This is a genomic window from Streptomyces sp. NPDC107581, from assembly GCF_055657175.1.
On record NZ_JBVKBH010000001.1, the window covers coordinates 497,000 to 512,122 of the forward strand.

Here is a 15,123-nt window from a genome sequence, read left to right on the forward strand (position 1 = left end):
TCGCCCTCCTCCTTTCAACCATCACATCCGACGTCGGAGGAAAAGGTCATGACCGACACCCCGTCCCGCGCACTTCCCACGGTTTCCGTTGTGACCTCGCACGGCCGGCAGCCGCTGAGTGGCGCAGCCGACGAGCGCCTCATCGACATCCTCAACCGGAATCGCGTCCCGTGGTCCGCGGTCGCGGCCTATGTGATGCCGGAATCCGGCGGGGACCCGGTCCTTTCCCCCTCGCTCGACCGCACTCTGGCCGAATTCGAGGACGCCTCCGAAATCCTGCTGTACTTCAACCGGAACGTCAATCCGTTCAATTTCTCGATCGAAGACTTCAAGACCATCGAGAGTGACAATCCGGGGGCGGAGGCCACCGAATACGTCTATCAGCGTCTCGACAACGAGTCCGGGACGGCGGAGTCGTTCCTGAAGAAGCTGAGCCCCGAGGAGTGCCGGCAGATCATCGCGGACCGGGTCGGCGACACCATCCGCGCGCACGTCCCGGAGGGCGCGGACCTGGTCGTCGGCGTCAGCGGCGGCGGCGACAGCAACGCCCTGCTGTACGGCCTGAGCCAACTGTCCGACCACGGCATCACCGTCCACCCGGTGATCCTCAAGGGCATTCCCGACTGGGACGCCGGTGTGCCCCGGGCGCAGGCGCTGTGCGAGAAGTACGGTCTGGAACTCACCGTCATGGAGGCCGACGAGGTCAAGGAGCTGCTGGGCATTCCGGCGGACTCCGTCGACCTGATCGACCGGTTCGAGCGCGAATTCCAGGGCGACGACTTCGAGTTCCTCGGCACGCTGCTGATCCGGCTCGCGCTCTCCAAGGCCGCCCGGGACATCGGCACCTCGTACATCGCCACCGGTGTCAACCTCGAGGACATCGTCTGCGAGAACCTCTACCGGGTCACCACCGGTCTGAAGCCGGCCGCGTTCCCCGCCCGGCAGATCGGCGAGACCACGCTCGTGCTGCCGCTGTGGCTGTGCCCCAAGCGCATCATCGACGGCTGCTTCCCGAAGTACTCGCTGGAGAACTACGACGCCCGCTACCCGTGCTTCTCGCTCGGCCGGAACCTGTACTACAGCGTCGTCTACGCGCTGCAGTCCCAGTTCCCCGGCTACCTGGAGCAGGTGGCCCGCGGTCTGTCCCAGCTGAGCATGAAGGACCCGGTCGAGTACACGTACAACGAGCAGCTCGGCTTCCACGTCGAGCGCACGGTTCCCTTCCCGCTGCTGCGCCGGTTCCAGAAGATGCTCAGCGGCGCACAGCCGTCCGCCGGCTGACGGGGAGCGGGAGGTGGGCAGCATGACCGCGCACTGTGTGGTCGTGGTCGGCGGTGGCCCCATGTGCACGTACGCCATGGCACATCTGGCGGCCGTGCTTCCGGAGGCGCCGCCGGCCCGGCCGGTGCGGATCGTGGTCTTCGAGCGGGGCGGCCGCGCGGGCGCGGGCGAGGTGCACAGCGACATGCAGCCCCCGACCGGCTATCTCAACCGGGTGGCCGGGCAGATCGCGTTCGCCCCGGACGAGTCGAGCGATCCGCCGCGCAAACTGCTGCCCGGCGCCCTGCGGCCCACCTTCCAGGAGTGGTGCGCCGCACAGCACGCCGCCACCGGCCGCACCGACTTCGACCTGCGCCCGCACGACGTGCCCAAGCGGTACGTCCACGGGCTCGCGCTGCGTGAGATGTTCCGGCGCTACACCGACCGGCTGCGGGCGGTGGCCGGCGTCACCGTCGAGGTGCGGGCGGCCGAGGTCGTCGAGGTGCGCCGCACCGGCGACGCCGGCGACGTCGAGGCCGGCCGGTTCCTGGTCCGCTCCGCGGACGGCGGCGGCCTCGTCGCCGACGAGATCCTGTTCGTCACCGGGCACTCCTGGAACGCACCCGCCCCGGGCAGCGAGGAGGAGCTGCTCGCCGCGCACCCGGGCTATGTGCCCACGCCCTACCCGCTGGCCGGGCTGCCGGGCGAGCAGGCGCTGCCGTCCGGCCGGCCCGTGGCGGTGCGCGGGCTCGGGCTCACCGCGATCGACGTCCTGCTGCAGCTGACCGAGGGCCGCGGCGGCACGTTCGTCGCCGACCCCGACGCGGCCCCGCAGGGGCTGCGTTACGTACCGGCCGGCCGGGAGCCGTCGGTGATCGTGGCCGTCAGTCCCAGCGGGGTGCCCGTCTCGGGCCGGCCGCGCAACGACAAGGTCGGCGATCCGGCCCGGCTGGAGCACAGGGGCGAGTTCTTCACCGTCGACGCGGTGCGCACGCTGCGTTCACGGGTCGGCGCACCCCTGCCGGACGGGCGCCGGCCGCTCGACTTCGACCTGCACCTGTTCCCGCTCGTCGCCCTGGAGATGGCCTGGGTGCACCACCGCACCCTGCGGGACGGGACGGCCGTACGGCGGCTGCGCGCGGCGGTGGAGCCCGCGCACCGGGATTTCCTGGCCGGGCAGGGGAGTTGGGGACAGGCGGGCGCGGACGCGCTGATCGCGGCACTGGAGGCCCCGCTCGGCGCGGCGGAGCCCGGCCGGTTCGACTGGCGGGCGCTGCTCGACCCGCTGCCCGCGGCCTCGGCCCGGCGTGACGACGACGGCGCCGACTGGTCCCGGCGCTGCATCGACCACCTGCGCCGGGACCACGTCGACGCGCTGGAGGGCAATCTGCGCAGCGCCGGCAAAGCGGCCTGCGACGGCGTCTGGCGGGATCTGCGGGCCGTGTTCGGCGAGGCCGTGGACTTCGGCGGCCTGACCCCCGACTCCCACCGCCGCTTCGTCCGCACCCACCTGCGCCACTACAACCGGCTCTCCAACGGCGCGGGCCTGGAGCCGATGCGGAAGGTGCTGGCACTGCTCGACGCCGGTCTGCTCGACCTCTCGGTCGGGCCGGAACCCTCGGTGCGCCCGGCCGGGGACGGCACCGGCGAGTTCACCGTGACCGGCGGCCGGACCGGGGTCGTACGAAGAGTGGACGCCGTGATCGAGGGACGCGTCCACCCCTTCGACCCCCGGCGTGACGGCCTGCCGCTGTACCGCTCGCTGCTGGACGCCGGCCTGGTGCGGCTCTGGCGCAACCGGGGGCCGGCCGGCACCGACGACTACGTGCCGGGCGCGCTGGACCTCACGGACGGCTTCCACCCCGTCCTTCCCGACGGCTCCCACGAACCCGGGCTCACGTTCCTCGGCGCTCCCGCCGAGGGGCTGCGGGTCTTCCAGCAGAGCGCGGCCCGCCCGCACTCCAACAGCTCGGTCCTCGCGGTCGCAGCGGACTGGGCGGAGGAGGCGGTGCAGCGCATGTCCCGCCCGGCCGGGCCCCCGACCCCTACGCAGCAAGGATGGTTGACGCGTTGACTCGGCACTCCCCCATGAGGCTCGGGGCCTTCCTGTACCCGACCGGCTATCACGTGGCGGCCTGGCGTCATCCCGGCGTGCCCGCGGACGCGGGGGTGAACTTCGCGCACTACGCCGAGCTGGCGCGGACCGCCGAACGCGGCACGCTGGACTTCCTCTTCCTGCCGGACAGTTCCGCGATGCGCGGGTCCGACCTGACGGAGCTCAGCCGTACCGCCATCCGGTACGTGGCCCAGTTCGAGCCGCTCACGCTGCTGGGCGCGCTGGCCGCGGTCACCGAGCGGATCGGGCTGACCGCCACGGTCTCCTCCACGTACAACGAGCCGTACCACACGGCCCGGATGATCGCCTCGCTGGACCACATCAGCGGGGGCCGGGCCGGCTGGAACCTGGTGACCTCCCAGAACCCTTACGAGGCCTACAACTTCGGCCTGCCCGAACACCCCGAGCACGACGCCCGTTACCGCCGGGCGAACGAGTTCGCCGAGGTCGTCAAGGGGTTGTGGGACACCTGGAGCGACGACGCCTGGGTCCGGGACAAGGAGTCCGGCCGCTTCTTCCACCCGGAGCGGATCCGGCCCCTGGACCACCACGGCGAGCACTTCTCGGTGCGCGGGCCGCTGAACATGCCGCGCAGTCCGCAGGGGCACCCCGTGACGTTGCAGGCGGGCTCCTCCGGGATCGGCCGCGACCTGGCCGCCGCCACCGCCGACGTGGTGTTCACCGCGCAGCACGACAAGGACGACGTACGCGCCTTCACCGAGGACGTGCGGGCGCGCGCCGAGAAGCTCGGCCGTGACCCGTCCTCCGTGCTGGTCCTGGCCGGGGTCTTCCCCTTCGTCGGCCGGACGCAGGCCGAGGCCGAGGAGAAGGTGGAACGGCTGCAGGACCTGATCGATCCCGAGGTGGGGCTCGCCCTGCTCGCCAGTGAACTGGGGCATGTCGACCTCTCCGGCTGCGACCTGGACGGGCCGCTGCCCCAGCTGCCGCCTTCCAACTCGGGGCAGAGCAGGCGGGATCTGCTGGTGCGGATGGCGGCCGACGAGGGACTCAGCATCCGGCAGCTCTACAAGCGCGTGGCCGGCTCCCGGGGGCACCGGCAGGTGGCGGGCTCGGCGGAGTCGGTCGCCGACGAGCTGGCGGACTGGTTCGAGAGCGGGGTGGTCGACGGCTTCGTGGTGATGCCGCCGTCCCTGCCCGACGGCCTGGACGACTTCGTCGACCTCGTGGTGCCCGAGCTGCGGCGCCGCGGACTGTTCCGGAGCGCGTACGAGGGCACGACGCTCCGCGAGCTGCTGGGGCTGGAGAGGCCGGGCCGCCGGTGACCGGGCGGGAGCAGCGGGAGCGGGCGGCCGAGTTCGACCGGGTGGCGCAGCGTGCCGGGCTCACGGTGCCGCCGGAGTGGCGGGCCGGGACCGTCGCGTCGTACACGGAACTCATGGCGTTCGCCGACCAGTTGCGCGATCCGGCCCGGCCGGCCGGGCACGAGCCCTCGGCCGTGTACCGCGTCACCGTGGAGGACGACGATGCGTGAACCGGGCGAACTGAACGAACTGTCCGTCGCCGCGGCCGGTGCGCTGCTGCGTTCGGGCGCGCTGACCTCCTCCGAACTGACCCGGGACACGCTGGCGCGGATCGCCGCGGTCAACCCGGTGCTGCACGCCTTCGTGACCGTCACCGAGGAGCGGGCGCTCAAGGACGCCGACCGGGCCGACCACGAGCTGGCGGCCGGGCTCGACCGTGGCCCGCTGCACGGCATCCCCTACGCCCTGAAGGACATCTTCGACACCCGGGGCATCCGCACCACCAGCCACTCCTGGCTGATGGCGGAGCATGTGCCGGACGAGGACGCCGAGGTCGAGGCGCGGCTGCGGGCCGGCGGGGCGGTCCTGGTCGGCAAGCTGGCCACACATGAGTTCGCGCTCGGCGGCCCGAGCCCCGAACTGCCCTTCCCGCCGGCCCGCAACCCCTGGCACACCGAGCACTTCACCGGCGCGTCCTCCACGGGCGCGGGAGCGGCGGTGGCGGCGGGGCTGGTCCGGGTCGCCATCGGCTCCGACACCAGCGGGTCCGTGCGCGGCCCGGCCTGCCACTGCGGCACCGTGGGCCTGAAACCCACCTACGGCCTGGTGTCCCGGCGGGGCGCGTTCCCGCTGTCGTACGCGCTCGACCACATCGGTCCGCTCGGCTGGACCGTCGAGGACACCGCGCTCGCCACCCAGGTCGTCGCCGGGTACGACCCACGGGACCCGGGCAGTGTCCGACGGCCGGTGCCGGATCTGACGGCGGGCCTCGGACAGGGCGTGCAGGGGCTGCGCATCGCCTACTCGCCCTGCTGGTTCCGGGACGACCCCGTGACCTCGCCGGAGGTCACCGCGGCCATCGAACGGGTGCTGGCGGAGCTGGCCGGGCTCGGGGCCACCGTGCACGAGGTGGAGCCGCCGCCCTACGGACGGTTCAACGCGTGCGGGCGGGTCATCATGGCCGCCGAGGCGTACGCCGTCCACGAGGCCGACCTGCGGGAGCGGCCCGGCTCCTACGGCCGCTACACCTACCAGCGGATCGCGGCCGGGGCGGGGCTGAGCGCGGCCGACCTGGTGCAGGCGCACCGGCTCCGGCAGGAGCTGGCCGACGCCGTGCAGCGCACGGTCTTCGACCGGTACGACGTGTGGGTGACCGCCACCGGGCTCGCCCCGGCGCCCCGGCTGGACGCCTTCCCGGTCGACTGGCCGCCGCCGCGGGAGCTGACCGCCATGCAGACCGTTCCCTTCAACGTCACCGGCCACCCTGCCCTGGCCCTCCCCGCCGGCCGGTCGGCGACCGGACTCCCGCTGGGCCTGCAGATCGTGGGCCGGCCCTTCGACGAGGTGACGGTGCTGCGGGCGGGCGCCGCGGTGGAGGCGATCACCCGGCACCCGGAACACAGGCCGCCCGGCTTCACCGCGCAGACGATGCCGACGGCGCAGACGGAACCGCGAACCTGAGCCGGCCGGCTTCGCCACGCAGACGACGCAGACGGGACCGCGGGCCCGAGCCACCCGGCCCAGGAGCCGGGAACGGGCTGCGGGCCTGAGCCGCCCGACTTCGCCACGCAGACGACGCGGACAGGACCGCGGGGCTGAGCCACCCGGCTTCGCCACGCAGACGACGCAGACGGCGCAGACGGGACCGCGGGCCCGAGCCGCCCGGCCCAGGAGCCGGGAACGGGCTGCGGCCTGAGCCGGCCGGCTTCACCACGCAGACGACGCGGACAGGACCGCGGGGCTGAGCCACCCGGCTTCGCCACGCAGACGACGCAGACGGCGCAGACAGGACCGCGGGCCCGAGCCGCCCGGCCCAGGAGCCGGGAACGGGCTGCGGCCTGAGCCGGCCGGCCCGGGGCCGGGAACGGGCGGCGGGGTCAGGCCTGCGCCAGCCAGCCGGACTCCAGCAGGGCGTCGAACAGCCTGGCCGTGGTGGCCGGGTCCAGGGGGCGGCGCAGGCCGTACGACGTCTCGGTGACGATCCGCTCGCGGTCCCGGGTGCCGTCGGCGCGGATCGCGAGGTTGAACAGCACCGACAGATGGTGCTTGTCCTCGGCGATCATTCCCCCCAGCACCGAGCGTGTGGCGGGCGGGAGTTCGCCGAGCATGGCCCGCAGGTTGAGCGGGCCCTGCCAGCACCGGCGCACCGGCCGGCCGGCCGGGGCCTGGGCCGCCCCGGCGAGCCTGCGGGCCTCGGCGTCCGGCGCACCGGCGGCCAGCGCCAGCAGGGCCGTGTTCCGGCGCGCCACGTGGTCCACGAGGCCGCGGGCCCAGGCGTCGTCCCCGCCGCCGTCCCGGACCAGCCGGGCCGCCGCCTCCTGCTCGCGCCGGCACCAGCGCTCCACCACGGCGGTCCGGGCGGCCGGGTCCGGCCCGTCCGAGGCGAGCAGGTGGGCCAGGGCGGCACCGGCCACGCAGGAGCGCGTCATCTCCACGGGAGAGACCTTGTCCGGGGAGTCGCCGGCCGAGTGGTTGAAGCGGTCGGCCGGGTGGCAGAACTGGACGGCGGGCCGGTCCACCGAGGGATCGGCGTACAGCGCGTGGTCGGAGAAGCCGAGGAACGAGGACGGCTGCCAGCTGCCGGGGCTGTCGGCAGTGGCCGCGAACACCTGCTCCACCACGTGCTCGGCCAGGGGCCCGAGCAGGGTCGGTGTGGTCTCCGGCGGCCGCTCGACGACGAACGGCGAGCGGCACAGCGCCTGGTCCTCGCCGACCATGTCGAGGTTGATCAGCGCCTGCGGGAGACCGCCGCCGCCCGGCTGTGAACGCCCGTGCAGCACCGCCGCGTTGCCGAGGAACTCGGCGCCCCAGAAGAACCGGATCGGGCGCCGGGTGCCGTAGCGGGCGTCCGCCTGCCGGAGCCGGGCCAGGGTCCCGGCGATGCCGAGCAGCGCGGCGACCCCGGAGGCGTTGTCGTTCGAGCCGGGGCGCGGATGGCACAGGTGGCCGGTGAGCCAGATCTCCCCCGCCTGGTCGTCACCCGGCAGCACCCCGCTCACCAGGGGCATGGCGGCGCTCCGGTCCACGGTGACCTCGGCGCGCGCGACCGCGCCCCGGTCCGCGGCGGCACAGGCCGACCGGAACGCCTCGGGGGTGAGGCTGAAGCCGAACAGGGTGCTGTCCGGGGGCAGTTCGATACGGCCGGCGTACGGTGCCGCCCCGGTGCCCTTCCACGGCGCGTCCGTGACGAGACCGAGCGCGCCCGCCGCGGTCAGTTCGGCGAGCAGCGAGCCCCGCACGAAGGCCGCCCGGTCCACCACCGCGACCGCCCCGGTCACGGCGGCACCGACCGGATCGTCGCCGCGGACGGGGACCAGCGGGGCGACCACGCCCCCCTGCGGGGTGGCGGCGGAGTAGGTCGCCACGGTGAAGGGCTGTTCGGCGTGATCGGTGCGGAGCACCACCGGGGTGTCCGGGCCGGGACCGGCGAACACGGTCAGGCGGGCGTCGAGCGGGGTCCAGGCGACCGGCGCGCGGAAGGTCCACCACTGCGGCTCGCCGTCGGCGGGGAAGCGCTGCACGCCCACGTCGGCCAGCCCGGCCGCCTCGGCGGCCTCGGCCACCAGCTGTGCGGCGTGTTCGAGGCCGAGCGAGGCCTGGTAGCGGTCGTGGGCGCTCACCCGGGCGACGTGGCCCATGACGTCGTCGATGCGCACCGAGCGCAGGAGCCGCTGGACCAGAGAATCGTCCGAAAACTGTGAATCGCCCATGGAAAATACTCCGAAAGAAATCGGCTCGGCTACCGGCACCCCCATCTTTGCAGAGCCCGGTCGGGGGTCGGCAATCACGAACTTGTCTCACGTCGTGCTCGTTTTCCCACGGGCGCCGGAGCCGGAACGTCCCGCCGGAATGGGGGCTCACCTGCGAGAACGTCAACTCGCCCGGCCCAGTTGAACAGTTGACTGTCTCATGTGGACCTTGACGGGGCCACCGAGCGGCTTGTTGCATTCCCGTTGTCGGAAACCGGGAATCGCGATGGCGACTTTCTCGCCGTCACCACTCCCGATGATTTCACAGGGGAGGTGAATGCAATGCGCAAGTACACCAAGCCGGCTGCCAAGGAGGTCACCTCCGGCACCGTTCTGAAGATGGTCGTCTGAGTGTTCTCGGACGCCACTGCTTGCCGCGCCCGGCACCGGCCGGGCGCGGCATGCCCGGCACCGATCCCGGCGTGAATCCAGTCTCCGCAGCGAGCGAGGTAGAGGTATGTGTGGCCTGTCCGGCATTGCTCGGGTCGACGGCCGTCCCGTGGGGGAGGAAGCGGACGCCCTGCTCCGCCGGATGGCACGCGCGGTGGCTCACCGGGGCCCTGACGACGAGACCTACTTCCGCTCCGGCCCGCTGGGGCTCGGCTTCGTCCGGCTCTCCCTGGTCGACCCGGAGGGCGGCGCCCAGCCGCTCGCGACGGACGACGGCTCCCTGGTGCTCATCGCCAACGGCGAGATCTACAACCATCGTGAGCTGGCGGCCGGTCTGCCCGCCGGCACCCGGCTGCGCACCCGCTCCGACTGCGAGGTGCTGCTCCATCTCTATCGCCGCGACGGTCTGCGCTTCCTCGACCGGGTGCGCGGCATGTTCTCGCTGGTGCTGTGGGACCGCGACCGCGACCGTCTGGTGTTCGCCCGCGACCGGTTCGGCGTCAAGCCGCTCTTCTACCACCTCAACCGCGAACGGGTCGTCTTCGCCTCCGAGATCAAGGCGCTCTTCGAGGACCCCGACTGCCCGCGCGAGCTCGACTGGGGCACGGCACTGAGCGACCAGCTGCTCAGCATGGCACCGGTGACCGACGACAGCCCGGCCCACTCCTGGTTCAAGGACATCGAGCTGGTGCCCGCCGCGTCGATCGTCACGCTCGACCTCACCGACGGCTCCAGGTCCACCCACCGCTACTGGGACTTCCCCTCCTTCGAGGGAGACGCGGCGGCCTCCGAGTCCCAGCTCGTCGCCGACTACGGCCGGATCCTGGCCGAGAGCGTCCAGGACTGCCAGATGGCGGACGTCGAGATCGGGCTGTTCCTGAGCGGCGGCATCGACTCGGCGGCCGTGGGGGCACTCGCCTCCCTCAAGCCGCGTACGTTCACCGCGCTCAACGGCAGCACCCTCGCCAACGGCGACGCGGAGTCCGCGCACCACATCGCCGGTGTCCTGGGCCTGCACAACCACCAGGTGCTGCTGGACACCGCGCAGACCCCCTCGGCCGAGGAGTGGAAGCGGCACCTGTGGCTGCTGGAGACGCCGCTCGCGGGTCCCGAGACGTTCTACAAGTACGAGATGTACCGCTACGTCGGCGCCCACGCGCCCGAGATCAAGGCCATGCTGCTGGGCGGCGGTGCCGACGAGTTCAACGGCGGCTACTCCAAGACCATGGCCGAGGGCGGCGAGTGGCCCGACTTCGTGCGCAACGTCGCCGGCCTCGGCGCCGCCCGGGACCGCGCCGTGCGCCCCGACCTCGGCGCCTGGTGGGACGGAGCCGGCCGTTCGATGGTCAGCGCCCGCTATCTGCGCGAGGCGGCGGCCCGCCCGGCGAACGACCCGTACGCGGAACTGTTCCGCTGGAAGTACCGCGATGTGCAGCTCTACAACTGCTGGCACGAGGACCGCACCGCGGCGGGCAACGGCATCGAGGCCCGGGTGCCCTTCCTCGACCACCGGCTGATCGAGCTGGTGGCGGCGGTGCCGGAGCCGCTGCGGGCGAGCCTGGTGTGGGACAAGCAGATCCTGCGCCGCGCCATGGTGGGCGTCCTGCCGACCGAGATGGTCAACCGCCCCAAGGGCCCCTTCTTCTACGGCAGCGGCGAGCACCACACCTATCGCACCTTCCTGCGGATGCTGGCCCAGAACGGCGACCAGCTGCTGGAGGAGGCGCTCAGCTCCGAGGCGGCCCGCCACCACGTGGACGCCGACCAGGCCCGCGCCCAGCTGCGCCGCCTGGAGAACGACCCGTCGGCCGGCCATGTGGAGCTTCTGCTGCGCGTGGTCAACCTCGGCCTGCTGGAGCGGATGACGCACGATCTGCCCACCCCGCACGTCGAGTCCCGCAGGGCGCCGGTGCCGCAGGGCGTCCCGGTGACCGACTGGGCGGCCGAGCGGGAGGCCGTCGAGGCGCGAGTGGTGCACCACCGGGACATCACGCCGGAGCAGGTGCTGGAACTCCCCGAGAACGTCCTGCTGCTGCACTCCGCCGACGAGCCCGCCGTGTGGTACCTCGTGGTCGACGGCAGCATCGAGTACGTGCTGGACGAGCTGGAGAACCCCGACTGGCTGCGGTTCCTGCACGCCCTGGACGGCAAGCAGCCGTACGGCGAGCTGGTCGCCGGGCTCGGCATCGACGCCGCCGCCGTGGCCCCGCTGGTCTCCGAGGCCGTGGAGCTGGGACTGCTGTCGTCGGTGGTCCGCGCGGAATGACGGGGCGTGGCCCGGTGAAGGATCCCGACGCCACCCTGGTGCACGGCCCCTGGGAAGCACCGGCGGTGAAGGCGGGCCTGCTCGGCTGCCTGGAGGGACTGGAGGACATCGGGCTGCTGCCCGCCGACCACCTCGCCGTGACCTGTGTGGGGTCCGTCGCCCGCGGCTGGGCGAACGACGGCAGCGACTACGACTTCAACGTGGTCGCCGCCGGACCCTGGCACGGTCCGGCCGTACGCACCATCCCGGTGCCCCTGCGGCCGGCTTCGGTGCCCGCGGTGGTGGAGTACGTCGACGGACGCCGCTGGGAGGTCAAGTACTGGCTCGACACCCAGGTCGACCAGATGCTGGCCAAGGTGTCCTGGGAGCGGTTCGAGGAGCGCACCGTCGCGTCCGACGTGCTGACCGAGACCGAGGAGCTCTTCCTGGAGCGGCTGGTCACCTGCCTCACGCTCAGCGGCACCTGGTGGGTCCGCGGCCGGCGGCTGGAACTCGACGCGACCGCCTTCCGGGCGTTCGTGACGACGCGTTCGCTCGCCGAGGCCGACGCCTCGATCGAGGACGCCCTCGGGCAGCTGGCCGCCGACGACACCGACAGTGCCGTGCTGTCGGCCCGCAAGGCGTTCGGGCACGTGGTGGACGCACTGCTGGAGAGCCAGGGGGCGTTCGGCTCCCGCATACCCAAGTGGCGGGCCCGGCGCTTCCACGAGGTACGGCCCCGGCAGCTGTCGTACGAGGACTACTGGGCGGTGGAGACCATGCGCGACCTCCCCCAGGACCGGCCCGGGGTCTGGGTGACCCGGGTCGTGCAGCTGTGCAGAGATCTGTCGATCGACGTGGAGATTCACTGATGGCCGATACGGAGTTGCAGCCGGGCAGCGTGGTGCGCCGCCGCATGGAGGCGCGTACCCGCAAGTACCGCGGCAAGTTGTACATAGCGGTCCAGGACCAGGCCCTGGAGCTGGACGAGGTCGCACAGGCCATCTTCCGCCGCATCGACGGCACTTCGACGCTGAGCCAGGTGGCGGCCGGGCTCGCGGAGGAGTACGGGGTCCCGGTCGACGAGGCGACCACCGACACCGTGGACTTCGCCGTCCAGCTGCTCGGGCACGGAGTCGTGGAGGTCGTGGCGTGACCGCGCTCGCGCGCGGTGGCCGTGCCGGGAAGGGCATGGCATGTGTGGGACCGTAGGAATGTTCGTCGGCTGCTCGGCCCTGTCGTACTGTCCCCGGCGCCTGCTGCGCGCACCCTCGCCGGATGCGGAGGAGGCGGAGGGCGACGAGACCGACGCGGCCTCCGGGTCCGCCGAGACCGGCCAGACCGGCGGTGTCCTCGGTGCCGGCGGTGCCGCCCGGGCCGCTGACGGTGCCGGGCCCGCGCCGTACCGCAGCCCCTTCCGCAGCTGGTACGAGCGCTCCAGCGTGCGCAGCGCACCCCGGCGGCTGCTCGACGCCGACGCCCGGGACGGCGGTCGGGCACCCTGGCTGTTCCCGCCCGACCTGGTGCCGGTCACCCGGCACCCCCTGGTCCGCGCGCTGCCCGCGCAGCAGTTCGACGAGGTGCTGGTCCAGCACCTCTACCGGTACCTGGACTTCACCGCGAAGCTCGAGTACCTGGTCGTCAACCGCACGGTGCTCGGTATCGCGCGCGGTTCGGTGAGCGTGCCGGTGCCCGAGGAGATGCGCCTCGACGCCTACAAGATGTACTGCGACGAGGCGTACCACGCGCTGTTCTCCGCGGATCTCGCGGCCCAGGTGCACAGGGTCACCGGAACGGCCGCCCGACTGCCCGACGAGCCCTTCTTCCTGCGCCGCCTGGACGAACTGCTGGCCGATCTGCCGGCCGCCGACCGGCCGCTGGCCGAGCTGCTGTTCGTGATCGTCTCGGAGACCCTGATCTCCGCGAGCCTCGCCGAGGTGCCGCAGCGCGACGCGGTCGCCCCGGCCGTCACCGGCACGATCCGCGACCACGCCGTCGACGAGGGCCGCCATCACGCCTACTTCGCACACTTCCTGCACCGGCTGTGGGCCCACCTCGAACCGGCGGAGCGCAGGACGGCCGGCCGGCTGGTGCCGGCGCTGATGGACGCCTTCCTGCGGCCCGACCTCGACGCGCTGCGCGAGGAACTCGCCGGTTACGGGCTGAAGAGGGACGAGGTCGAGCAGGTGGTCGCCGAGGTGTACACGCCCGAGGTGCTGGGCGAGCACGCCCGTGCCACCTCGCAGCAGACCCGGCGCTACTTCCGGGAACTCGGCGCCTTCGAGAGCACCGCGGCACGGGACGAACTGGCGGCGTACGGCCTGCTCGACTGAGGCGGGCCGGTGCGGGCCCCTGTGCCGCGCCGGACGCCCTTCCCTGACGTACGGACCGACGGGCGGGGCCGGGCGATGTGCTCCCCGGCCCGGCCGTCACACCTGTGCCGTACGGTGAAGCCGTCCGGCACCCGTTCGCGTCAGCGGGCGGCCGCCGAGGCGTTCTTGCGGGTCAGCAGCGGCTCCTCGCCCTTCAGGACGGTCCGCTCGGTCACGGTCACCCGCACCACGTCCTCCAGCGACGGCACGTCGTACATCACCGACATCAGCGCCTCGTCGAGGATGGCGCGCAGACCGCGCGCGCCGGTGCCCCGGCTGATCGCCTGGTCGGCCACCGCCTCCAGTGTCCCGGCCTCGAAGACCAGTTCCACGCCGTCCAGCTGGAACAGCCTGCGGTACTGGCGCACCAGCGCGTTCTTCGGCTCGGTGAGGATGCGCAGCAGGGCGTCCCGGTCCAGCTGCGCCACCGAGGTGACCATCGGCAGCCGGCCGATCAGCTCCGGGATCATCCCGAACTTCACCAGGTCCTCGGGCGTCACCCGGTCGAAGAGGTCGTCCGCCGCGGCCTCCTGCCGGGACCGGACGCTGCCGCCGAAGCCGATGCCCTTGGCCCCGGTCCGCGCTTCGATGATCTTCTCCAGTCCCGCGAAGGCACCGCCGACGATGAAGAGGATGTGCGAGGTGTCGATCTGGATGCCCTCCTGGGCGGTGCGGCTGCGGCTGCCCGCGACCGCGCCGGTCCCCCGCCCCGGCGGGGCGACCGTCACCACCGAACCCTCCAGCACCTTCAGCAGGGCCTGCTGCACACCCTCGCCGGAGACATCACGTGAGACAGCCGGACCGTCGCCCCGGCGGGCGATCTTGTCGATCTCGTCGATGTAGACGATGCCGGTCTCCGCCCTGCGCGGGTCGTGGTCGGCGGCCTGGATCAGCTTCATCAGCAGTGCGTCCACGTCCTCGCCCACATAGCCCGCCTCGGTGAGTCCGGTGGCGTCGGCGATGGCGAACGGGACGTCGAGAATCCGGGCCAAGGTCTGGGTGAGCAGGGTCTTTCCCGAGCCGGTGGGGCCCAGCAGCAGGATGTTGGACTTGGCCAGTTCGACATCGTCGTCGTCGCCCGCGGCCGTACCGCGCACCCGCTTGTAATGGTTGTAGACGGCGACCGAAAGCGACTTCTTGGCCCGCTCCTGACCCACTACATAAGTGTCCAGGAATGCCCGTATCTCACGTGGCTTCGGAAGCCCGCCGACGAGACCCGCCTTTTGCCCCCCGTTTCTCGCTTCCGCGACCACTTCCGCACACAGGTCGACACAGCCGTCGCAGATGTGCACGCCCGGTCCGGAGACAATCTTCAAGACTTCCTCTTGTCTCTTCTCGCAGAACGAGCACGTGATTTGAGAACCACGGATGCCGACAGCCGCCATTGGGTGAACTCCTTCATACGGTTCGCGAAAAGCTCGATGCACGGAACTTACCCAACCGCCGAGTAACACCGATCAATTGAGAAGGGGGCAGCTCAATCGGCAAGGCCGGGTTGCGAATAGTGAGA

General features: G+C 72.3%; 12 protein-coding genes. 10 read left to right on the top strand and 2 right to left on the bottom strand.

Annotated features, from left to right (window positions below; genetic code table 11):
* Positions 1 to 48: 48 nt before the first annotated feature.
* Genes ACZ7P3_RS02265 through ACZ7P3_RS02285 form a run of 5 tightly spaced genes read left to right on the top strand, consistent with a single transcriptional unit; the run spans position 49 to position 6,318 of the window.
* Entirely contained in the window at positions 49 to 1,281 is a 1,233-nt protein-coding gene (locus ACZ7P3_RS02265; RefSeq protein ID WP_472078467.1) for a tRNA lysidine(34) synthetase, read from the top strand.
* A gap of 22 nt (positions 1,282 to 1,303) precedes the next feature.
* The gene (locus tag ACZ7P3_RS02270; RefSeq protein ID WP_472078468.1) at positions 1,304 to 3,334 is read left to right on the top strand and encodes an FAD/NAD(P)-binding protein; all 2,031 of its coding nucleotides are present in this window, start codon (positions 1,304 to 1,306) and stop codon (positions 3,332 to 3,334) included.
* Between the two features lie 14 nt (positions 3,335 to 3,348).
* Entirely contained in the window at positions 3,349 to 4,659 is a 1,311-nt protein-coding gene (locus ACZ7P3_RS02275; protein WP_472078469.1) for an LLM class flavin-dependent oxidoreductase, read from the top strand.
* Positions 4,656 to 4,868, top strand: coding sequence for a hypothetical protein (locus ACZ7P3_RS02280; RefSeq protein WP_472078470.1), 213 nt, complete (start codon positions 4,656 to 4,658; stop codon positions 4,866 to 4,868). The genes ACZ7P3_RS02275 and ACZ7P3_RS02280 overlap by 4 nt, the downstream gene beginning before the upstream one ends.
* Positions 4,861 to 6,318: an amidase gene (locus ACZ7P3_RS02285; protein ID WP_472078471.1), complete on the top strand. Its 1,458-nt coding sequence runs from the start codon at positions 4,861 to 4,863 to the stop codon at positions 6,316 to 6,318. Before ACZ7P3_RS02280 ends, ACZ7P3_RS02285 begins: the two co-directional genes overlap by 8 nt.
* A gap of 416 nt (positions 6,319 to 6,734) precedes the next feature.
* Here ACZ7P3_RS02285 and ACZ7P3_RS02290 read toward each other — a convergent pair whose 3' ends face one another.
* Positions 6,735 to 8,567 (bottom strand): M28 family peptidase, encoded by a 1,833-nt coding sequence (locus ACZ7P3_RS02290; protein ID WP_472078472.1) that lies wholly within the window; start codon positions 8,565 to 8,567, stop codon positions 6,735 to 6,737.
* A 201-nt stretch (positions 8,568 to 8,768) separates the two neighbouring features.
* Here ACZ7P3_RS02290 and ACZ7P3_RS02295 point away from each other — a divergent pair, with 201 nt between their 5' ends.
* The 5 genes from ACZ7P3_RS02295 (at position 8,769) to ACZ7P3_RS02315 (ending at position 13,574) form a co-directional block, all read left to right on the top strand.
* On the top strand, positions 8,769 to 8,957 hold the full coding sequence (locus tag ACZ7P3_RS02295; RefSeq protein WP_472078473.1) for a hypothetical protein: 189 nt from the start codon (positions 8,769 to 8,771) through the stop codon (positions 8,955 to 8,957).
* Between the two features lie 106 nt (positions 8,958 to 9,063).
* On the top strand, positions 9,064 to 11,262 hold the full coding sequence (gene asnB, locus ACZ7P3_RS02300; protein WP_472078474.1) for an asparagine synthase (glutamine-hydrolyzing): 2,199 nt from the start codon (positions 9,064 to 9,066) through the stop codon (positions 11,260 to 11,262).
* Between the two features lie 14 nt (positions 11,263 to 11,276).
* A complete protein-coding gene (locus tag ACZ7P3_RS02305) occupies positions 11,277 to 12,113 on the top strand; it encodes a hypothetical protein (protein ID WP_472078475.1) in 837 nt (278 codons plus the stop codon).
* On the top strand, positions 12,113 to 12,397 hold the full coding sequence (locus ACZ7P3_RS02310) for a PqqD family protein (RefSeq protein ID WP_472078476.1): 285 nt from the start codon (positions 12,113 to 12,115) through the stop codon (positions 12,395 to 12,397). The genes ACZ7P3_RS02305 and ACZ7P3_RS02310 overlap by 1 nt, the downstream gene beginning before the upstream one ends.
* 40 nt (positions 12,398 to 12,437) lie before the next feature.
* A complete protein-coding gene (locus ACZ7P3_RS02315) occupies positions 12,438 to 13,574 on the top strand; it encodes a diiron oxygenase (protein WP_472078477.1) in 1,137 nt (378 codons plus the stop codon).
* A gap of 140 nt (positions 13,575 to 13,714) precedes the next feature.
* Here the strand turns inward: ACZ7P3_RS02315 and clpX are convergent, their stop codons facing one another.
* The gene (clpX, locus tag ACZ7P3_RS02320) at positions 13,715 to 14,998 is read right to left on the bottom strand and encodes an ATP-dependent Clp protease ATP-binding subunit ClpX (RefSeq protein ID WP_472078478.1); all 1,284 of its coding nucleotides are present in this window, start codon (positions 14,996 to 14,998) and stop codon (positions 13,715 to 13,717) included.
* Between the last annotated feature and the right edge of the window lie 125 nt (positions 14,999 to 15,123).

Bases quoted from the DNA above. Each gene is read 5' to 3' on its own strand.
- ACZ7P3_RS02265 (WP_472078467.1), top strand. From the start codon at position 49: ATGACCGACACCCCGTCCCGCGCACTTCCCACGGTTTCCGTTGTGACC.
- ACZ7P3_RS02270 (WP_472078468.1), top strand. From the start codon at position 1,304: ATGACCGCGCACTGTGTGGTCGTGGTCGGCGGTGGCCCCATGTGCACG.
- ACZ7P3_RS02275 (WP_472078469.1), top strand. From the start codon at position 3,349: ATGAGGCTCGGGGCCTTCCTGTACCCGACCGGCTATCACGTGGCGGCC.
- ACZ7P3_RS02285 (WP_472078471.1), top strand. From the start codon at position 4,861: ATGCGTGAACCGGGCGAACTGAACGAACTGTCCGTCGCCGCGGCCGGT.
- ACZ7P3_RS02290 (WP_472078472.1), bottom strand. From the start codon at position 8,567: ATGGGCGATTCACAGTTTTCGGACGATTCTCTGGTCCAGCGGCTCCTG.
- asnB (WP_472078474.1), top strand. From the start codon at position 9,064: ATGTGTGGCCTGTCCGGCATTGCTCGGGTCGACGGCCGTCCCGTGGGG.
- ACZ7P3_RS02310 (WP_472078476.1), top strand. From the start codon at position 12,113: ATGGCCGATACGGAGTTGCAGCCGGGCAGCGTGGTGCGCCGCCGCATG.
- ACZ7P3_RS02315 (WP_472078477.1), top strand. From the start codon at position 12,438: ATGTGTGGGACCGTAGGAATGTTCGTCGGCTGCTCGGCCCTGTCGTAC.
- clpX (WP_472078478.1), bottom strand. From the start codon at position 14,998: ATGGCGGCTGTCGGCATCCGTGGTTCTCAAATCACGTGCTCGTTCTGC.